Origin of the sequence: Microbacterium plantarum (assembly GCF_035231185.1) — a bacterium.
Lineage (GTDB): Bacteria > Actinomycetota > Actinomycetes > Actinomycetales > Microbacteriaceae > Microbacterium > Microbacterium plantarum.
Genome location: NZ_CP141117.1, coordinates 730,774 through 746,823 on the forward strand (window position 1 = coordinate 730,774; position 16,050 = coordinate 746,823).

20 protein-coding genes are annotated in these 16,050 nt (G+C 69.7%); 14 read left to right on the top strand and 6 right to left on the bottom strand.

Translation table 11 applies throughout. From position 1 onward, the window contains the following. Positions 1-25: 25 nt before the first annotated feature. A complete protein-coding gene (gene upp, locus VC184_RS03450; RefSeq protein ID WP_023952235.1) occupies positions 26-661 on the bottom strand; it encodes a uracil phosphoribosyltransferase in 636 nt (211 codons plus the stop codon). 87 nt (positions 662-748) lie between these two features. Between upp and VC184_RS03455 the strand changes: the two genes are divergently transcribed. Next, positions 749-1,180, top strand: coding sequence for a nucleoside deaminase (locus VC184_RS03455; RefSeq protein ID WP_274178546.1), 432 nt, complete (start codon positions 749-751; stop codon positions 1,178-1,180). 9 nt (positions 1,181-1,189) lie between these two features. On the opposite strand, the gene VC184_RS03460 is transcribed toward VC184_RS03455, so the two are convergent. Beyond that, on the bottom strand, positions 1,190-2,308 hold the full coding sequence (locus tag VC184_RS03460) for an alpha/beta fold hydrolase (protein WP_274178456.1): 1,119 nt from the start codon (positions 2,306-2,308) through the stop codon (positions 1,190-1,192). 114 nt (positions 2,309-2,422) lie between these two features. Here VC184_RS03460 and proC point away from each other — a divergent pair, with 114 nt between their 5' ends. Next, positions 2,423-3,265 (top strand): pyrroline-5-carboxylate reductase, encoded by an 843-nt coding sequence (gene proC, locus VC184_RS03465; RefSeq protein WP_323987299.1) that lies wholly within the window; start codon positions 2,423-2,425, stop codon positions 3,263-3,265. 37 nt (positions 3,266-3,302) lie between these two features. On the opposite strand, the gene VC184_RS03470 is transcribed toward proC, so the two are convergent. Both VC184_RS03470 and VC184_RS03475 read right to left on the bottom strand, forming a co-directional pair. Beyond that, the gene (locus tag VC184_RS03470; protein ID WP_023952231.1) at positions 3,303-3,974 is read right to left on the bottom strand and encodes a potassium channel family protein; all 672 of its coding nucleotides are present in this window, start codon (positions 3,972-3,974) and stop codon (positions 3,303-3,305) included. After that, entirely contained in the window at positions 3,967-5,409 is a 1,443-nt protein-coding gene (locus VC184_RS03475; RefSeq protein ID WP_112616695.1) for a TrkH family potassium uptake protein, read from the bottom strand. Before VC184_RS03475 ends, VC184_RS03470 begins: the two co-directional genes overlap by 8 nt. 100 nt (positions 5,410-5,509) lie before the next feature. Here VC184_RS03475 and VC184_RS03480 point away from each other — a divergent pair, with 100 nt between their 5' ends. The 6 genes from VC184_RS03480 (at position 5,510) to VC184_RS03505 (ending at position 7,393) form a co-directional block, all read left to right on the top strand. Further along, a complete protein-coding gene (locus VC184_RS03480) occupies positions 5,510-5,917 on the top strand; it encodes an ArsR/SmtB family transcription factor (protein ID WP_023952229.1) in 408 nt (135 codons plus the stop codon). Positions 5,918-6,017: 100 nt separating this feature from the next. Next, positions 6,018-6,209 (top strand): helix-turn-helix domain-containing protein, encoded by a 192-nt coding sequence (locus VC184_RS03485; RefSeq protein ID WP_094262527.1) that lies wholly within the window; start codon positions 6,018-6,020, stop codon positions 6,207-6,209. Between the two features lie 83 nt (positions 6,210-6,292). Next, positions 6,293-6,391 (top strand): 30S ribosomal protein bS22, encoded by a 99-nt coding sequence (locus VC184_RS03490; protein WP_003792170.1) that lies wholly within the window; start codon positions 6,293-6,295, stop codon positions 6,389-6,391. A 114-nt stretch (positions 6,392-6,505) separates the two neighbouring features. Continuing rightward, positions 6,506-6,799, top strand: a complete 294-nt coding sequence (locus VC184_RS03495; protein WP_269267353.1) for a rhodanese-like domain-containing protein — start codon at positions 6,506-6,508, stop codon at positions 6,797-6,799. A gap of 16 nt (positions 6,800-6,815) precedes the next feature. Further along, a complete protein-coding gene (locus VC184_RS03500) occupies positions 6,816-7,094 on the top strand; it encodes a glutaredoxin family protein (RefSeq protein ID WP_274178459.1) in 279 nt (92 codons plus the stop codon). Further along, positions 7,091-7,393, top strand: coding sequence for a Dabb family protein (locus VC184_RS03505; RefSeq protein ID WP_112616703.1), 303 nt, complete (start codon positions 7,091-7,093; stop codon positions 7,391-7,393). The genes VC184_RS03500 and VC184_RS03505 overlap by 4 nt, the downstream gene beginning before the upstream one ends. A 36-nt stretch (positions 7,394-7,429) precedes the next feature. Here VC184_RS03505 and VC184_RS03510 read toward each other — a convergent pair whose 3' ends face one another. Both VC184_RS03510 and aspS read right to left on the bottom strand, forming a co-directional pair. Continuing rightward, positions 7,430-8,608: a mechanosensitive ion channel family protein gene (locus VC184_RS03510; RefSeq protein WP_282502140.1), complete on the bottom strand. Its 1,179-nt coding sequence runs from the start codon at positions 8,606-8,608 to the stop codon at positions 7,430-7,432. A 104-nt stretch (positions 8,609-8,712) separates the two neighbouring features. Then, positions 8,713-10,053 (bottom strand): aspartate--tRNA(Asn) ligase, encoded by a 1,341-nt coding sequence (gene aspS / locus VC184_RS03515; RefSeq protein ID WP_064956100.1) that lies wholly within the window; start codon positions 10,051-10,053, stop codon positions 8,713-8,715. A 99-nt stretch (positions 10,054-10,152) separates the two neighbouring features. Here aspS and VC184_RS03520 point away from each other — a divergent pair, with 99 nt between their 5' ends. The 6 genes from VC184_RS03520 to ccsB all read left to right on the top strand — a co-directional run bounded on the left by VC184_RS03520 (position 10,153) and on the right by ccsB (position 15,869). Then, positions 10,153-10,878, top strand: a complete 726-nt coding sequence (locus tag VC184_RS03520) for a DedA family protein (protein WP_112616707.1) — start codon at positions 10,153-10,155, stop codon at positions 10,876-10,878. Positions 10,879-10,945: 67 nt separating this feature from the next. Beyond that, positions 10,946-11,587, top strand: a complete 642-nt coding sequence (locus VC184_RS03525) for a histidine phosphatase family protein (protein WP_112616709.1) — start codon at positions 10,946-10,948, stop codon at positions 11,585-11,587. Continuing rightward, the gene (locus VC184_RS03530; RefSeq protein WP_112616711.1) at positions 11,587-12,201 is read left to right on the top strand and encodes a TlpA family protein disulfide reductase; all 615 of its coding nucleotides are present in this window, start codon (positions 11,587-11,589) and stop codon (positions 12,199-12,201) included. The genes VC184_RS03525 and VC184_RS03530 overlap by 1 nt, the downstream gene beginning before the upstream one ends. Then, positions 12,198-13,037 (top strand): cytochrome c biogenesis CcdA family protein, encoded by an 840-nt coding sequence (locus VC184_RS03535; RefSeq protein ID WP_114588157.1) that lies wholly within the window; start codon positions 12,198-12,200, stop codon positions 13,035-13,037. Before VC184_RS03530 ends, VC184_RS03535 begins: the two co-directional genes overlap by 4 nt. Continuing rightward, positions 13,018-14,796 carry a cytochrome c biogenesis protein ResB gene (resB, locus tag VC184_RS03540; protein ID WP_274178463.1) on the top strand — a complete coding sequence of 593 codons (1,779 nt, stop codon included), beginning with the start codon at positions 13,018-13,020 and terminating at the stop codon, positions 14,794-14,796. The genes VC184_RS03535 and resB overlap by 20 nt, the downstream gene beginning before the upstream one ends. Before the next feature lie 5 nt (positions 14,797-14,801). Continuing rightward, positions 14,802-15,869 (top strand): c-type cytochrome biogenesis protein CcsB, encoded by a 1,068-nt coding sequence (gene ccsB, locus VC184_RS03545; protein WP_274178464.1) that lies wholly within the window; start codon positions 14,802-14,804, stop codon positions 15,867-15,869. Positions 15,870-16,050: the final 181 nt, after the last annotated feature.

Sequence of the window (16,050 nt, forward strand, 5' to 3'; positions counted from 1 at the left end):
GGTGGGGTGCAGGTGCGGGCGCGGGTCAGTCGACGGTGCCGTAGAGGCGGTCGCCGGCGTCGCCGAGACCGGGCACGATGTAGCCACGCTCGTCGAGACGCTCGTCGAGCGAGCCGAGGACGAGGGTCACGTCGCGGTCGCCGACCTGCTTCTCGATCGCAGCAAGGCCCTCGGGAGCACCGAGGATGCAGATCGCGGTGACGTCCTGCGCGCCGCGCTTGAAGATGAAGTCGATTGCGGCCCCCAGCGACCCGCCCGTGGCGAGCATCGGGTCGAGCACGAAGCACTGGCGGTCGCTCAGGTCGTCGGGCAGGCGCTCCGCGTAGGTGGTCGGCTCGAACGTGACCTCGTTGCGTGCCATGCCCAGGAAGCCCACCTCGGCCGTGGGGAGGAGCTTGGTCATGCCTTCGAGCATGCCCAGCCCGGCCCGCAGGATCGGCACCACGAGGGGACGCGGCTTCGCGATCGCCAGACCGGTCGTCCGGGTCACCGGGGTCTCGATCTCCACCTGCTCGGTGCGGACGTTGCGCGTGGCCTCATACGCGAGCAGGGTGACGAGCTCTTCGGTGAGCTGGCGGAACACCGGCGACGTGGTGTTCTTGTCGCGCAGGACCGAGAGCTTATGGGTGATGAGGGGGTGGTCGGCGACGTGAACACGCATGTGATGATCCTACGCGGACGGCCCGTGTGTCCTCGGCTCTACGCTGGTGCGGTGACCCTCACGGCATCCGCTGGCGACATCCGCAGCATGGCGCGCGCCCTCGAGCTCGCAGAGGCGGCTGCGGCGGCCGGCGACATCCCCGTGGGCGCGGTCGTGACGGATGCCGCGGGCACGGTGATCGGCGAGGGCCGGAACCTCCGCGAGGAGACCGGCGACCCGACCGCTCATGCCGAGGTGGTCGCGCTGCGCGCGGCGGCGGTCGCGACCGGGTCGTGGAACCTGTCGGGGTGCACCCTCACCGTGACGCTCGAGCCCTGCATCATGTGCGCGGGCGCGATGCTCCAGGCGCACGTCTCACGACTCGTCTTCGGGGCGTGGGACGACAAAGCCGGAGCCGCCGGGTCGCAGTACGACCTCGTGCGCGACCGTCGGTTGCCCGTGCGGGCGGAGGTCGTCGCGGGCGTGCGCTCCGCGGAGTCGTCGGCGCTGCTGCGCACGTTCTTCGCGCAGCAACGATGACGGGTCCGGTCAGTCCCAGGAGCTGAGGATGATCGCCTCGGTCGGGGGAGCCGGCGAGATGGGCGTTCCCAGGTAGCCCATCGTCGACAGGATCGCGGTGCGCACCTTGCCCGGGCGCTCGAGGTGCACGGCGTGCCCGACGCCCTCGATGACCACCTCGGTCACCTGACCGCCCGCCTCGCGGTACCGTTCGAACACGGCACGGGTCTGCGCGACCATCTGCTGAGCCGGTGCGGCCTCCACGCCGGGCCAGCCGGGGATCGCGCCGATCTCGCCGAGGTGACCGCTGTCGGCGAACGAGCCGTCGGCGACGATGACGTCGGCGCCGCCCCGTACCCACAGGATCGGGGGAGCGTCGTAACCGGCCGCCAGGTCCACGATCGACGAGACGTCGAAGTGTCCCGGGGCGAGGGCGTTCTGAACGCCGAGCCGGCCCGCGGCGAAACCGGGCCAGTTCTCGCTCGGAACACTGTCGCCGGGGTAGTTGCCCTCGGCCGTCGAGGTCGTGAGCATCGCCTCGACCCACGTGTCCTCGTTGTCGGACTCGTAGTCGGGCGAGACGAACGACGTGCGGAAGAACGAACGGGCGGTGCCCTCGTCGTCGCCCGCGTCGCGAGCCGTGAGGCGGTCGACGAGGGCCGGGCTGACGGCGCCCGCGCCGCATCCGGCGTCATCGTCGGTCAGGCGCGTGCCGTCGAGTCGGGTACCGCCGAAGCCGTACGGCGACACGGGCGAGAGCAGGCTCAGCGAGAGCACCCGGTGATCGAGGGCGTACTGCATCGCGACCGCGGCACCCAGGCCCCAGCCCACGAGGTGCACGGCATCGAGGCCCAGAGCCTCGAGCGTCGCCCGCACGTCGTCCGAGAAGTCGCGGACGCCGCGGGTCGCGTCGACGGGAAGCCGTTCGGTGTCGCCGAAGCCACGGAGGTCGATGGCGATCGGGCGGACGTCGCTCGGCAGGTCTTCGATGATCTCGTGCCAGAACAGGCTCGACCCGGGAGCCGTGTGAAGCAGCACGAGCGTGCGGTCGGCCGGCGTCTCGGGGTCGTCTGCAGCGCGTTCGAGGATGTTCACCGCCAGGCGCGACGTCTCGATGGTGCGTGGCGTGATGCCGTCGAAGAGGGGCATGGCGGGATCCTTCGCTCTGCTCTGCGCGGCGAGCGCCTCCGCGCCCGCGGACGCTTCGACTCTACCTCGCGCCCGTTCCCTCCGCTGGGAAACGGCCGGACTTAAGATGGCCGCATGCCCGACCTCGTCGCCCTGCCCCCGATCGCCATCCTCGGAGCCGGTTCGATGGGGGGTGCGGTGCTGTCGGGGCTCGTGGCCTCGGGCGCCGCGGCCGGGGGAGTGACCGTCACCAACCGCACCGCCGAGAAGGCCGCCGCCCTCGCCGACCTGCCGGGAGTGACGAGCGTCGCGCTCGCCGAAACTCCCACGGGCAACACGGATGCCGCCGCCGCGGCCGATGTGGTCCTGATCGGCGTCAAGCCCGCGATGGTGCCCGACCTGCTGCGCGAGATCGCGCCGGTGCTGCGCCCGGGGGTGGTGGTGGTGAGTCTCGCCGCGGGCGTCACGATCGACACCTTCGCCGGGATCCTGGGGTCGGATGTCGCAGTCATCCGGTCGATGCCCAACACCCCCGCCGTCGTCGGAAAGGCCGTCACCGGGCTGGCCGCCGGCCCCGCGGCATCCGACGATCACCGGGCGACCGTGCGTGCGCTGTTCGAGACGTGCGGCGTCGTCGTCGAGGTTCCGGAAGCGCAGATCGACGCCCTCTCGACGATCTCCGGCTCGGGCCCCGCCTACGTCTTCCTGCTGATCGAGGAGCTCACCCGCGCCGCGATCGACAAGGGCTTCGCCGAGCCCGAGGCGCGGGTGATGGCCGAGCAGACGTTCATCGGTGCGGCCGCCCTGCTGGACTCCTCGGGGGAGGACCCGGCGGAGCTGCGCCGACGCGTCACGAGCCCGAAGGGCACCACCGAGCGGGCGATCGCCGTGCTGCAGGAGGCCCGCCTCGACGACGTCTTCGCCCGCGCGACCGACGCGGCGCTGGCCCGCGCCCGCGAGCTCGCCGCCGGCGCCTGACCCCGGCACACCGCGACACCGCGGCGACCAAACCGGGTCAGCGGTCGAGGGAGGCGAAGCGCTCGATGTCGGAGTTGGTGCCCGAGACGATGATGAGGTCGTGGTTGGTCACGACGGTGTTGGCCTCGGCATAGCGGAACGGCTTGCCGGGGCTCTTCACACCGACGACCGTGACGCGGTACTTCGTCCGCACGCCCGACTCGTTGAGGCCGACGCCGCGGATGAACTTCGGCGGGTACATCTTCGCGAGCACGAAGTCGTCGTCGAAACGGATGAAGTCGAGCATGCGCCCGCTCACGAGGTGCGCGACGCGCTCGCCGGCCTCGCGCTCGGGGTACACGACGTGGTTGGCGCCGACGCGGGCGAGGATCTTGCCGTGCGACTGCGAGACCGCCTTCGCCCAGATCTGCGGGACCTTCAGGTCGACGAGGTTCGCGGTGATGAGGACCGACGCCTCGATCGACGAGCCGACGGCGACGACGGCGACCTGGAAGTCCTGCGCACCGATCTGCTTGAGCGCGTCGAGGTTGCGGGCGTCGGTCTGCACAGCGTGCGTGACGCGCTCCGACCACTTCTGGACGAGCTCGAGGTTGTCGTCGATCGCGAGCACCTCGCGGTCGAGGCGGTCGAGCTCTCCCGCGCAGGCGGCGCCGAAGCGCCCCAGCCCGATGACCAGGACGGGAGCGTCGCTTCGGATCTGCTCAACCAACGATCGGCCTTTCGACGGGCAGGGCGTACAACTGCGAACGGGATGCCGCGGCCACCGCTGCAGCGAGAGTCACTGTACCAACGCGGCCCATGAACATGACGAGGGCCATGACGTACACCGCGGGGTCGGGCAGTTCGGCCGTCAAGCCTGTCGACAGGCCGACGGTCGCGAACCCGGAGATGACGTCGAACAGCACCTCGTCGACGGGGGCCTTGGTGATCTGCGCGATCGTGACGGTGCCGATCGCGACGATCGTGGCGCTCCAGGCGACGACCGAGAGCGCGACGCGCTGTACGTCGCTGGGGATGCGGCGGCGGAACACCTGCACCGACGGGCGCCCCTTCGCCTCGGACCACACGGCGAGGGCGAGCACCGCGAGGGTGGTGACCTTGATGCCGCCCGCCGTCGAGGCCGAGCCGCCGCCGACGAACATGAGCATCGATCCGACGATGAGGGATGAGCCGTGCATCTCGCCGATGTCGATGATCGAGAAGCCGCCCGACCGGGTCATCGCCGAGATGAAGAACGCCTGGAACGTGGTGTCCCACGCCTCCATCGACCCGAAGGTCGCCGGATTGTCGTACTCGAGGAGCAGGAAGACTCCGGCGCCGGTGAAGAACAGGATGATCGTGGTGATGATCGTGAGCTTCGCGTGCAGCGACCACGCCCGCACGTGCCACTGGTGGCGCCAGAGCGTGAAGATCACCGGGAAGCCGATCGAGCCGAGGAACACCCCCGCCATGAGCACGGTGAGCATCACGTAGTCCTGGGCGAACGGCTGCAGGCCCTCGGCATTCGGCGAGAAGCCGGTGTTGGTGAAGGCCATCGCCGCGTAGTACGGGGCCTCCCACAGCGCGGTGAGCGGATCGACGCCGCCGAACAGCAACGAGGGATACAGCAGGATCGCCAGCCCCGCCTCGATGACGAGCGTCGATAGCGCGACGGTCCGCAGCAGCAAGCCGACCTCGCCGAGGCGGACGGCCTGACCTTCGTTGACGGGACCGCCGTGCGCGCGCATCGGATTGCTGTCGCCGGCGGCGATGAGCTTCGCGCGCAGACCGAGGCGCTTGGAGATGACGAGGCCGAGGATCGACGCGAGGGTCAGCACGCCGAGCGCACCCACGTTGACGCCGATGTAGATCAGGACGTGACCGAACGGCGACCAGTGCGTGGCCATGTCGACGGTCGCGAGCCCCGCGACGCAGATCGTCGACACCGCGGTGAACAGCGCGTCGGCGAACGGCGTGGCCCGGCCTGACGCGGATGCCGCCGGCAGAGAGAACAGCGTCGTGAAGACGAGGATCAGCGTCGAGAAGATCAGTACCGCGAACCGAGACGGCGACGCGGTCGCCAGATCACGCCCGGCGTCCCAGGCGCTGCGTCCGAAACCACCGAGGCGGTGGAGGACGATCGCGCCGACGGACCTGTCCGCCATGCGTGTTCCTCCCCACGATCGCAGCTGCTGCTCCCGGCGCCGCAGTAGGTCGGTGCCGATGTCATGGTACTCGGGCGCGTGCGCCGACTAACCTGATGGCATGGCGGACATCTTCGACGTGATCGCCGACGGTACCCGTCGGGACATCCTGCGGCTCTTGCTCGATCGCGACTCCGATCCCCGCTCGTCCGGCACGAGCGTCTCGCAGATCGTCAGTGAGCTCGGGGTGAGCCAGCCGACGATCTCCAAGCATCTGAAGGTCCTCCGGGGTGCCGAGCTCGTCACGGTCCGAGAGGAAGGGCAGCACCGGTACTACAGCCTGTCGCCCGAGCCGCTCGACGTCGTCGACGACTGGCTCGTCCCCTTCCTGTCCTCCGAGGCCTACGACGCCGAGCCTGTCGCCGCCCTCCCCGAACAGGCCGTGGCTGCGGCCGAGCTCGTCGGCCGGGCTGCGGCATCCGCCAAGCACGCCGTCACGAGCGTGTTCGGCAAGCGCTCCGGTCGCTGACGCGGCGGGGCCCGTGCCCGGTTCGCAACAGGCGTCACTCCGGTTTACACGCGTCGCGCCGCGCCCCTAGAGTGTTCGCATCCGGGGGAAAGGGATGACGATGGCCGAGCTGCCCGATGTGCGCTTCCTCACCGTTGCGGAGGTGGCCGAGATCATGCGGGTGTCGAAGATGACGGTGTATCGCCTCGTGCATTCCGGCGAGCTGCCGGCTGTCCGCTTCGGTCGGAGCTATCGCGTGCCCGAATCTGCCGTGCGCGACGCTGTGCAACGGCCGATCGCCGACGTCGGCTAGACTGATCCGAGGCATTTTTCGCGAGGTGCCTGTTCCCGGACGCAGACGAGATGCGTCCAGACCCTGACATAGTGAGGTTTTCCGTGGGTTCTGTCATCAAGAAGCGCCGCAAGCGCATGGCGAAGAAGAAGCACCGCAAGCTGCTTCGCAAGACTCGCCACCAGCGCCGCAACAAGAAGTAAGTCGCGGCGACGTCACTGAGCGCCCCATTCGGCTCCGGCCGAGGGGCGCTTCGTGCTTTCCGGATGCGGCCGCCCCACTGCGCCGCGGCCTAGGCTGGACGTGGAGGAACGAGCATGAAATCCATCACCATCGACGAGCTCCGCGCGGGCCGCGACATCCCCCTCATCGACGTCCGCGAGGATCACGAGTTCGCCGCGGGACGGGTCCCCGGCGCGATCAGCATCCCGATGTCGCAGCTCGGTGAGCGGATCGACGAGCTGCCCGACGGCGCCTTCGATGTCATCTGCCAGGCCGGCGGACGGTCGGCCCAGGTCGTCGCCGCCCTCGAGGCACGCGGCTACGACGCCACGAACGTCACCGGCGGCACGGGCGAGTGGGCCTCGCGCGGCTTCGAGCTCGAGCGCTGACAGCGGCGCGCCACCGATGTCCACGCTGACGCTCATCTCCAAGCCCGGCTGCCACCTCTGCGACGTCGCCCGCGAGATCGTCGACACCGTCGTGGCCGACCTGCCCGGTGAAGCGGACGTCGAGGTCGTCGAGAGGTCGATCTTCGACGACCCGGCGCTCTTCGAGCAGTGGTGGGAGAAGATCCCCGTCGTGCTGATCGACGACCGCCTCCACGCGCACTGGCGCGTGTCGGCCGACCGGCTGCGCGCCGCGCTGACCGACGAAACCCCGACCCCGACCGAGGAGTCCGCATGACCATCCGCCACGTCGTCGCCTGGAAGCTCGCCGCCGAAGACCCCGAGACCCGGGCCGAGCACGCCGCCGAGGTGGCGCGCCGCATCCAGGGTCTCGTCGGTGTCGTCCCCTCGATCCGTTCGCTGAGCATCGGGCCGAACGCGGCTTACGCCGATGTCAACGGCGACGTCGCCCTCGTCGCCGACTTCGACGATGTCGCCGGTCTCGAGGCGTACCAGGTGCACCCGGCTCACCAGGAGGTCGCCGCCTTCGTCCGCGGCGTCGTCGCGAGTCGCATCTCGGTCGACTTCGAGGTCTGAGCCACCCGGCCTCAACCGGCTCGCCCCGAGGGGGTCTCAGTTCCGCCGATCGCGCTCGGCGAGCTCGTCCGTCATGACCACCGGGATCGCGTTCGTGAACGTGCTCGCCCGTCGTTCGGCCTCGGCACTGCCGGTGAAGAGCCCGTCGTTGGTCGGGGTGGGGTCGTGCGTGATCGGGTGGTCGGTGTGGTGCCCCGGGGCCGTGGCATCCGACATGACGATCCGCTGAACCGGAACGGCCTGCGGCATCGTGCGCTGCACCCACGTGACCATCGCTTCGCGCACGAGGCAGCGGAGGTCGAACAGCGTGGGAGCGTCCTTCGCGGTGACCAGGATGCGCACGCGGACGTAGCCGGCGACGGCATCCGTCACCTGCAGCACCGACGTCCGGCGATCCCAGAGGTCGGTCTTCTCGAGCACGTCGTGCAGGTGCGCGCGCATCGCGGCGGGCGAGACGTTCCAGTCGAGATCCATCTCGACGGCCCCCAGCAGCTCGGAGCCGCGCCGCGTCCAGTTCTCGAACGGCGTCGTGGTGAAGTAGGTGCAGGGGAGGACGAGCCGGCGGTCATCCCACAGGTCGAGCACGACGTAGCTGAGTGTGATCTCTCCGACGCGGCCCCATTCGCCGTCGGCCACGACGACGTCGTCGACGCGCAGAGCGTCGCTGAAGACGATCTGCAGCCCCGCGAAGACGTTGGCGAGCACCGATTGGGCGGCCAGTCCCGCGACCACCGACGCGATACCCGCGGAGGCCAGGACGCTCGCCCCCACCGCCCGCACCGAGTCGAAGGTCAGGAGGGCCGCGCCGAGGCCGATCACAATGATGATCGCCACGGCCAGACGCCGCACGATGAGCATCTGCGTGCGGATACGGCGGGCGACGCGGTTGTCCGGCACATCGATGCGGTAACGGCCGAGCGCGATGTCGGTGACGACCAGCACGAGAGAGGCGAGCAGCCAGGCGCTCGCGGCGATGATGACGATCGTCAGCAGCTGGCTCAGGGCCGACCGCCAGAGCTCGTCGGGGAAGGCGGCCTGCACGGCGGCCCACAGGACGATGGCGACGAGCAGCGAACGGAACGGCGCGCGCGAGCGGCGGCCGAGCACCTCCGGCCAGCGTTGCCGTCGCGCGGCGATGCTCAGCGCCACATGAGCGACCACAGCGATCACCACGGCGACCGCGAGACCCACCAGCACCGCGATGGCGAACTCCATCCACCCGTCCCACATACGTCGTACTCCTTCCGTCACGGGAGAAGCCACGATACGGGCGGCGGCGGACGCTGCCTGAGCGCTTGCCGGGTGCGTGGGGTGTTGTGTTACGGGGCGAGGCGCGTCGGCCCGCGGAAGAGGTACGTGACCTCGCGGATCGACGATTCACCGAGCAGCAGCATCAGCACGCGCGCGAGGCCCATGCCGAAGCCGCCGTGCGGCGGGGCGCCGTAGCGGAAGAAGTCGAGGTAGAAGTCGAGGTGCTCGGGGTCGAGACCCTTCTCCTTCGCCTGCTCGATGAGAACGTCGACGCGGTGCTCGCGCTGCGCGCCGGTCGTGATCTCGACGCCGTTGAAGAGCAGGTCGTACGACTTGGTCAGCCCGGTCTCCTCGTCGCGCATGTGGTAGAAAGCGCGGATCTCGGGGTGATAGTCGGTGATGAAGACGAACTGGTGACCGTAGGTCTCGAGCACGTGCGCCGAGATCTGGCGTTCGCCCTCGGGGTCGAGGTCGCCGTCGGTGCGCGGGATGTCGTAGCCGCGTGCCGCGACGATCTCACGGGCCTCAGCCAGGGGGATGCGGGGGAACGGGGTCTGCGGAACCTGTACCTCGACACCGAACAGTTCGGCGATCTCGTCGCCGTGCTTGTCCTTGACGGCCTGGAAGGCGAACTGCAGCAGCTCTTCCTGCATCGCAGCGACGTCCTCGTGCGAGTCGATCCAGCTGATCTCGGCGTCGATCGAGGTGAACTCGGTCGCGTGCCGCGAGGTGAACGACGGGTCGGCGCGGAAGACGTCGCCGATCTCGAAGATCTTGCCGAAGCCCGCCGACTGCGCCATCTGCTTGAAGAACTGCGGGCTCTGCGCGAGGTACGCCGTCTTGTCCTCGAAGTAGGGCACCTCGAACAGCTCGGCGGCCGACTCGGAAGCGGAGGCCATGAGCTTGGGGGAGTGGATCTCGATGTAGTCGCGCTCGATCCAGTACGTGCGCATCGCATGCTCGAGCGTCGTCTGCACGCGGAAGATCAGGTTGTTGCGGCGCTGACGCAGGTCGAGGAAGCGCCAGTCCATACGCTTGTCGAGACCGGAGTCGGCCGCGATGGGAGTCTCGGGGAGGGCGGCGGCCGCGATGTCGAGGGCGCCGATCTTGATCTCGACGCCGCCGAGCTTGACGCGCTCGTCGTGCTTGAGCTCGCCCGTGACGGTGAGGAACGTGCCCGTCGAGAGGTTCGAGATCAGCTCGGTGAGGGCGAGGGCCGCGGCATCCTGCTCGCTGCCGTCCTCGGCCGGGCGCGTCGCGGGGTTGACCAGCTGCACGGCGCCGGTCTCGTCGCGGAGGATGACGAACTGCACCTTCTTCTGATCGCGGACGGTCTCGACCCATCCGGACACCGAAACGGGGCCGTCGGGGCGGGCCTGCAGCTGCTGGACGAGAACGCGTTCACTCACGAGGGGAGAGTCTACGCGTCCAGCAATCTCCGACGTTGCCGTCCTAGGCTGTGCGCGGGGCCCGGCCGGGCATCCGATCACCGAGCGCGAAGGCCCCCGATGACCGTCATGACCCGCACCGCCTACGCCCACGCGTCGGAGGCCTCCGCAGACGAGGGCGGGTCGTGGCTGACCACGCTCGCCGACTGGACCGTCTCGCTCATGGACACGATCGGGCCGGCGGGGGCGGCGATCGCGGTCGGCATGGACAACCTGTTCCCGCCGATCCCCAGTGAGGTCGTCCTGCCGATGGCCGGGCTCGCGGCCTCACGCGGATCCTTCACGCTCGCCGAGGCGATCCTGTGGACCACGTTCGGGTCGGTCTTCGGCGCGTACATCCTGTACTTCCTCGGCCGCTGGCTGGGAGCGGAGCGGCTGCGCCGCATCGCCGACCGGATGCCGCTGGTGACCGGCGACGACGTCGTGCGGTCGGTCCACTGGTTCGAGAAGCACGGCTCGATCGCGGTGTTCTTCGGACGGATGGTGCCGCTGTTCCGCAGCCTCATCTCGATCCCAGCCGGGGTCGCGCGGATGCACTGGTGGAAGTTCGGCCTGCTCACCACCGCGGGAAGCCTGATCTGGAACTCGATCTTCGTGATGGCTGGCTTCCTCCTCGGCGAGAATTGGCACATCGTCGAGCGCTACGCCGAGACCTTCCAGCTGATCGTGATCGTCGTCGTCGCGGTGCTCATCGTCTGGTTCGTCGTGAAGCGCGTGCGCGATCTGCGTCGCGATCGAGCCGCGGGCGCGGGGCCGGCGCCGGAGCCGAGCGTCGAGGGGTCCTGACCCACCGGCTGCCGGCCGATCGGGCGCTCAGGGTCCGCATAGGAGCTGCCGCCGTAGACTGGAGACCGTGCCCGCAGCCCGTCTCCATCTCGTGCGCCACGGTGAGGTTCACAACCCCCAGCGCGTGCTCTACGGACGGCTGCCGCACTTCGGACTGAGCGAGGACGGACGGCGCATGGCCCGTTCGGCCGCCGAGCACGTCGCGTCGCTCGACCGCCCGGTCACCGCCCTGATGTCGTCGCCGCTGCAGCGCACGCGCGAGTCGTCCGAGCCCTTCACCGAGCTCTTCGGCCTCGATCCTGTCATCGACGAACGAGTCATCGAGCCGCACAACGTCTTCGAGGGTCGGCGCATGCGCAACGCCCTCGTCAATCCCTGGAACTGGTGGCACCTGCGCACGCCGGCGACTCCGAGCTGGGGCGAGCCCTACCTCGAGATCGTCGCGCGCATGGATGCGGCCATGCGCGACCTGTGGCACTCGACCGATTCGGGCGATGCCGTGATCGTCTCGCACCAGCTGCCGATCTGGATCACCCACCTCGCGATCGCCGGCGAGCCGCTGCGCCACGACCCGCGTCGGCGCCGATGCGCGCTCTCGAGCGTCACGAGCTTCGAGCTCTCTGACGGGGGAGAGCGCGCCGCGTGGCGCGAGGTCGCGTACGCCGAGCCCGCATCGACCGCGGGCGCCGTCGATGTAGGAGCAGTCTGATGAAGCGCCGCCTCGTGGCCGCCGTCCTCGCACTCGGACTCGCGGCGGGCCTCGCCGCCTGCTCGAGCCCCAACGACGACCTCGCCGGGCAGTACCGCGACGGCGACAACAAGGGGTTCATCTCGGGCGATGGCACGACCACCGAGATCCCCGAGGCCGAGCGCGGCGCTCCGATCGCGTTCAGCGGCACGGCCGTCGACGGCTCGACGATCTCGAGCGCGGACTACGCCGGCAAGCCGCTCGTCCTCAACTTCTGGTACGCGCAGTGCGGCCCGTGCCGCGCCGAAGCGCCGCTGCTCGAAGAGGTCTACACCGATACGCAGGAGGTCGGCGCGGAGTTCCTCGGCGTCAACATCTACGACGGTCCCGAGCAGGCGTCGGCCTTCGAGCGGAACTACGGCATCAGCTACCCCTCGCTCCTCATGCAGGGCGACAGCGAGCTGAAGCTCGCGCTCGCGGCATCCGCGTCTGTCCAGGCGGCGCCGACGACGCTCGTGCTCGACACCGAAGGGCGCGTAGCGGCCCGCATCGTCGGCCAGCTGCGGGATGCCGGCATCCTCCGCACCCTCGTCGAGGACGCCGCGAAGGCGGGCGCCGGCGCGGGATCGTCGTGAACCCGGGCGAGATCGTCTTCGGCGGAGCCCTGTGGCTCGCGGTGCCGATCGCCGTGCTCGCGGGACTGGTGTCGTTCCTGTCGCCGTGCGTGCTGCCGCTCGTCCCCGGCTACCTGGGCTTCCTCGGCAGCGCGGTCACGCCGCGCGAGCCCGCTGAGCGGGTCGCCAGCCGCGGTGAAGCTCGGAAAATGTCGGGAAGCTCGGAGGATGCCGCCGGATCGGTCCGCGTTTCGACGGATTCTCCGACGTCCGCGCCGGGCCGCGGACGCCTCCTGCTCGGTGTCGGGCTGTTCATCGCGGGGTTCACGGTCGTCTTCCTCGCGATGGGCGTCTTCGCGGGCACGATCGGCCGCGCATTCTTCGAGTACCAGGAGGTCATCACGCGTGTCCTCGGCGCCGTCGTGATCGTCCTGGGGCTCGTGTTCGTCGGCATGTTCGGCTTCGCGCAGCGGATCTACCGGCCGCAGCTGCGGCAGAACCTCGGCCTCGCCGGAGCGCCGTTGCTCGGCATCGCGATGGGCATCGGCTGGGCGCCCTGCATCGGTCCGACCCTCGCCGCGATCCTCTCGATCGCCCTCAGCCAAGCCGACCCGACCCGCGCCGGGGTTCTCGCCGTGGCGTACTCGCTGGGCCTCGGCATCCCCTTCGTCCTGCTGGCGCTGGGCGCGAGCTGGGCCACCCGCTCGGTGGCCTTCGTGCGCCGCCACATCCGCGTCGTGAACATCGCCGGGGGAGCGCTGCTCGTCGTCCTCGGCCTGCTGATGGTCACCGGCGTCTGGACCACGATCATGTCCGTCTTCCAAGGAGTGGTGGCCGGTGTCCCGACCTTCCTCTGACCAGGCCGATCCCTCGGCGCCGCTGCGACCGGGCGACCACTCCGACGCCGCTCCCGCGGCCGAACCCGCCGACGGCGACCGCGAGATCACCCAGCCCCAGCTCGGCTTCGTCGGGTGGCTGCGGTGGGGCTGGCGGCAGCTGACGAGCATGCGCACGGCGCTGGTCCTGCTGCTCCTGCTCGCGATCGCGGCCATCCCGGGGTCGATCGTGCCGCAGCGCAGCGCCGACCCCAACGGTGTCACCCAGTGGCGCACCGACAACCCCGATCTGTACCCGATCCTCGATGCGCTGCAGATGTTCGACGTCTACACCTCGGTGTGGTTCTCGGCGATCTACATCCTGTTGTTCGTCTCGCTCGTCGGGTGCGTCATCCCGCGAACGAAGCACCACTGGCAGGCCATGAAGTCGCGCCCGCCCCGCACCCCCGTGCGCCTGTCACGGCTGGCCGATCACCGCACGGTCGGAGTCGCCCTGCGCGACGACGAGGATGCCGCGGCCGCGGCGTCGGCGGCCGTCGACGAGGCTCAGCGACAGCTGCGCAAGTCGGGTTACCGCGTCGAGCGGTACGACTCGGGCCAGGTCGCATCCGTCTCGGCCGAGCGGGGCTATCTGCGCGAGACGGGCAACCTCGTCTTCCACGGTGCGCTCGTGGGCGTGCTGATCTCGGTCGGCATCGGCGGCGGGCTGACGTACACGGGTCAGACCGTCATCGTCGAGGGTGACACGTTCGTCAACTCGCTCGGTCTCGGGTACACCTCGTTCAACCCGGGCCGCTTCGTCGACACCGACCAGATGCCGCCGTACTCGCTGACCCTCGACAAGTTCGACGTGACATACGGCCCGTTCAGCGGGGGACCGGGTCACGGGATGGCCGGAGACTTCCTCGCCCACCTCACGGTGACCGAGCCCGGGCAGGAGCCGCGCGACGGGGAGGTGCGTGTCAACCACCCCTACGGGATCGAGGGTGACCGCGTCTATCTGATGGGCAACGGCTACGCCCCCACGATCACCGTCCGCGACGCCGCCGGCGAGGTCGTGTTCAGCGAGGACGTGCCGTTCCTGCCGCAGGACAACAACATGACCTCGATCGGCGTCGTCAAGATCGCCGACGGGATGCCGAAGCAGCTCGGATTCGCCGGCTTCTTCTACCCGACGGCAGCGACGCTCGAGACGGGGGCCATCGCCTCCGCCTACGGCGACCTCACCAACCCGCTCGTGACCTTCCGTGTCTACGAGGGCGACCTCGGCATCGACGACGGGACGCCCCGCTCGGTCTACACGCTCGACCCGACCGGCATGGAGCAGATCGCCGGCGGCGACGCGGAGGCCGCGTCGCTCGAGCTCGAACCCGGTCAGACCGTCGACCTCCCGGGCGGTCGTGGCACCGTGACCTTCGAGGACCAGCGCGCATCCGGCGCTCAGGAGGCGGTCAAGCGCTACGTCTCGCTGTCGATCCACCGTGACGTGGGGGCGCCGTTCGTGCTCGTCTTCGCGATCCTCGCCACCCTCGGCCTGCTCGCGGGGCTCTTCGTGCCGCGGCGGCGCCTGTGGGTCAAGGCGACCCCGGTAGACGGAGCGATCCGCCTGGAGTACGCCGGCCTCGCCCGCGGCGAGGACCCCGCGATCGCGCAGGCGGTCGCCGACATCTCCCGCAGTCACCTCGCCGCCCTCGGGCGCGATGAGGTCGAGCTGCCGCCCGAGGCCGAGCGTCCGCGCCGTCCCCGCCCCGCCCGCGCGCAAGCGCCCGACGTAAACTGAGGATCATGCCCGAAGACCTGTCGCTGGATGCCGTCTCGGTCCTGCTCGTCTGGACAGCGGTGGCTGTCTACGCGCTCGCCTTCATCGCCTACGCGATCGATCTGGCTCGTCGTTCCGACCTCGCGCTGAAGACGAAAGACTCCGTCCCCGCCGCGGCGGCGGCTCCCGCCCTCGTCGCCGCAGGCGGTGCGCAGACGATCGGCGAGATCCGCGCCGCGGAGGCTCAGGCCGAGCTCGCGCTCAACGCCCGCCCCGCCGACCGCCCGCGCCTGCTGTGGGCGCGCATGGGAACGACCCTGACCTGGATCGGGTTCCTCTTCCACCTCGGCGCGACAGTGCTGCGGGGCATCGCCGCCGAGCGTGTGCCGTGGTCGAACATGTACGAGTTCGCCCTCACCGGGCTGCTCCTCGTGGTGATGGTCTACCTCGTCGTGCTCTTCCGGTACGACCTCCGGTTCCTCGGTACCTTCATCACCGGGCTCGCGGTCGTGCTGCTCGGCGGCTCGGTCCTCAACTTCTACGTCGCGGTGGTGCCGCTCGCCGACCCGCTGAAGTCGATCTGGCTCGTCATCCACGTCTTCGTTGCCTCGCTGGCGTCGGCGTTCTTCGCGCTCGCGTTCGCCCTGTCGATCGTGCAGCTCATGCAGGCGCGACGCGAGGCACGCGCGATCGCTCGGGTCAGCGCCGATGCTGGGGATGCGGCATCCGCGGGATCCGCTCCGCAGCGCGACGGTGCGCGGTTCCTGCGTACGCTGCCGAGCGCCGACGCCCTCGAGTCGCTCGCCTACCGCTTCGCCATCATCGGCTTCATCTTCTGGACCTTCACCCTCATCGCCGGCTCGATCTGGGCCAACGACGCGTGGGGCCGGTACTGGGGCTTCGACACGAAGGAAGTGTGGACCTTCGTCATCTGGGTGCTCTACGCCGGCTACATCCACGCTCGCGCGACGCGCGGTTGGCGCGGAAACCGCAGCGCCTGGCTGTCGATCGTCGGCTTCTCAGCGGTGCTGTTCAACTTCATCATCGTCAACCAGTTCTTCAAGGGTCTGCACGCCTACAGCGGCCTGAGCTGACCCTTCGCCGGGGTGCTGGGAGTCGCCTTCGGTTGGCAGCAGGCGCCCATTCTCGTCGCTGGAGGGGGCGCGAACTGCCAACTGGGAGTCGCCTGTGGTGCGCGGCGTCGGCTCGGTTGGCAGCAGGCGCCCATTCTCGTCGCGGGAGAGGGCGTGATCTGCCAATTGAACCTTGCCGGGG

Bases quoted from the DNA above. Each gene is read 5' to 3' on its own strand.
- upp (WP_023952235.1), bottom strand. From the start codon at position 661: ATGCGTGTTCACGTCGCCGACCACCCCCTCATCACCCATAAGCTCTCG.
- VC184_RS03520 (WP_112616707.1), top strand. From the start codon at position 10,153: ATGACCGTCATGACCCGCACCGCCTACGCCCACGCGTCGGAGGCCTCC.
- VC184_RS03480 (WP_023952229.1), top strand. From the start codon at position 5,510: ATGGCGGACATCTTCGACGTGATCGCCGACGGTACCCGTCGGGACATC.
- VC184_RS03460 (WP_274178456.1), bottom strand. From the start codon at position 2,308: ATGCCCCTCTTCGACGGCATCACGCCACGCACCATCGAGACGTCGCGC.
- VC184_RS03475 (WP_112616695.1), bottom strand. From the start codon at position 5,409: ATGGCGGACAGGTCCGTCGGCGCGATCGTCCTCCACCGCCTCGGTGGT.
- VC184_RS03455 (WP_274178546.1), top strand. From the start codon at position 749: ATGGCGCGCGCCCTCGAGCTCGCAGAGGCGGCTGCGGCGGCCGGCGAC.
- VC184_RS03485 (WP_094262527.1), top strand. From the start codon at position 6,018: ATGGCCGAGCTGCCCGATGTGCGCTTCCTCACCGTTGCGGAGGTGGCC.
- VC184_RS03530 (WP_112616711.1), top strand. From the start codon at position 11,587: ATGAAGCGCCGCCTCGTGGCCGCCGTCCTCGCACTCGGACTCGCGGCG.
- ccsB (WP_274178464.1), top strand. From the start codon at position 14,802: ATGCCCGAAGACCTGTCGCTGGATGCCGTCTCGGTCCTGCTCGTCTGG.
- VC184_RS03500 (WP_274178459.1), top strand. From the start codon at position 6,816: ATGTCCACGCTGACGCTCATCTCCAAGCCCGGCTGCCACCTCTGCGAC.
- proC (WP_323987299.1), top strand. From the start codon at position 2,423: ATGCCCGACCTCGTCGCCCTGCCCCCGATCGCCATCCTCGGAGCCGGT.
- VC184_RS03495 (WP_269267353.1), top strand. From the start codon at position 6,506: ATGAAATCCATCACCATCGACGAGCTCCGCGCGGGCCGCGACATCCCC.
- VC184_RS03505 (WP_112616703.1), top strand. From the start codon at position 7,091: ATGACCATCCGCCACGTCGTCGCCTGGAAGCTCGCCGCCGAAGACCCC.
- VC184_RS03510 (WP_282502140.1), bottom strand. From the start codon at position 8,608: ATGGAGTTCGCCATCGCGGTGCTGGTGGGTCTCGCGGTCGCCGTGGTG.